The sequence below is a fragment of the Nocardia farcinica genome (assembly GCF_029867845.1).
Taxonomy (GTDB): Bacteria; Actinomycetota; Actinomycetes; order Mycobacteriales; family Mycobacteriaceae; genus Nocardia; species Nocardia farcinica_A.
Window position 1 is genome coordinate 1 of sequence record NZ_JARWRU010000272.1, and the last position, 1,884, is coordinate 1,884.

Annotated in this window: 1 protein-coding gene; it reads left to right on the plus strand. The window is 72.8% G+C overall.

Annotation, left to right across the window (positions count from 1 at the left end):
* Nucleotides 1-514: 514 nt before the first annotated feature.
* Nucleotides 515-1,884 (plus strand): Hsp70 family protein (locus QH283_RS05620; protein ID WP_280501949.1); only part of this gene is annotated, 1,370 nt, incomplete at its 3' end.

Below are 1,884 nucleotides of genomic sequence, written 5' to 3' on the forward strand. Positions count from 1 at the left end.
GGGGGCGGGCCCGCGCGCCGGGGCCCCCGCCCCCCCGGCGGGGGGCGGGGGCGCGGGGCCCCCCCCCCCCCCCCCCCCCCCCCCCCCTCCCCGGTATCCGAGACCGCCGCTCCGGCGTGATGCGGCGAATTCGTGGCAACGAGTATTCGGCATGAAATCTCTCGCCTGCCGGAAAGTCGCCGATCGGGTCTTGTCCGGCGTCGACGCGGATTCCCGGCTCGCGGAGAAACGATCGCTGGGTGATAGCGGAAGCCGCCACGGCGCAATCGGATTCCGGTGTAGAGGCCACTAGATGGCGCACCGCAACGTATTTTCCTGCGGTTATGTCGATCGCGTATCCGAAAGTGTGCCGATTGATGCGGTTTCCGTCATCACCGCCGCATCCGATCGGTTAGCCTGTTGCTGCTGTTTGGAAGACGACCGCGGCCACACGGTGCGACTGTGTGCTGGGCGTGGTCACGGTGCGTTGACGGGATGGCGAATGTCTCTATGCGTGGGTCTGAGCATCGGTGCGGTGAACTCCGTGACGGCGTCGGTGAGCCCGGCCCGCTCCCGGCCCTCCGTACGGACCAGACGCACCGCCCTGACCCTCGACGACCACGGCGCCACCAGGGTCGGCAATCTGCCCCGCTTCGAACCCGCGGTCACCGATTTCGCCGACCTGGCCCGCGATCCCGAGCCCTTCGTCCTCGGCGGTCGCCTGCACACCGCACCCGGCCTGGTGGCCACGGTCGTGCGGGAACTGCTCGACACCGGCGAGCCGATCGCCGGTGCGGTGGTCACCTATCCGGCGGTGTACTCCGACAAGCAGGTCGCGCTGCTGCGCCAGGCGCTCGATCTCGAGGGCCTGCGCGAGGCGATCATGGTGCCCGAGCCGGTCGCCGCCGCGGAATGGCTCGAGGTCGAACACGGCCCCCTCGAACCGGGATTCGCGCTGGTCTACGACCTCGGCGGGGCCAGCCTCGACGTCACCGTGGTTCGCGTCGGCCCCGACTGGTCCGATCACCCGATCGTCGGGAACCCGCGCCGCTGCTACGACTTCGGCGGCCGTCCGCTCGGCGCCACCATCGCCCGGTACTCGCGCGGCGTCACGCCCGGCGCGGTAGCCATGACCGCGCTGGTCGACGTGGACAGCCTGCGCGCCGACCACATCCGCGACTCCTTCGAGGTGGTCCGCGCCTGCCTGAACTCCACCGGGCGCACCCTGTCCGACATCGGGCGCATCCTGGTGGTCGGTTCCGCGTCCCGCCCGCCCGAGGTCGCCGAGACGCTCGCCGAACTGGGCAGGCCGGTGGTCACCGCCGCCGACCCCGGCCACATCGTCGCCACCGGCGCCGCCTACTTCGCCGCCCGCTCCTTCGCCATCGCCGACGATCTGCCACGCACCACCCGCGGCGCGGTGTTCTCCGGCGCCGCCGTGGCCTCCGCGCTGGCGGTCTCCGCGGCCACCATGCTGGGCGGCACCCCCGAATCCCCGCTCGAGTCCACCCTCCAGCGCTATCCCGATCTCACCCAGCCGATCGACGTGCGCACCCACGCCTTCACCGAGGCGCGCTACGCCCCGGGCGCCGACAGCGACGTCCGCTACGGCATCCCGCTCGGCCTCACCGAGCCCGTCGCGGGCCTCGCCCGTGATCCCGATGGCCGCTTCGTCGCCCTCGGTCGCCGGATGGGCCCCACTCTCGCCGAATCCCGCGGCTCGCACGCCGACCGCCGCCCCCGCGCCGTCGAGGACGCCGACCCCGGCCGGGTCCCGCAGGTGCTGCCCTTCGAATGGATCTCCGACGCCGTCTGGGAACGCCCCCACCCCTCCGCGCCCGGCGCCCCGGTCACACAGCCGGGGGGCGGTGCACCCGGTGATGATCCGGCCGCACCGGGCGACGG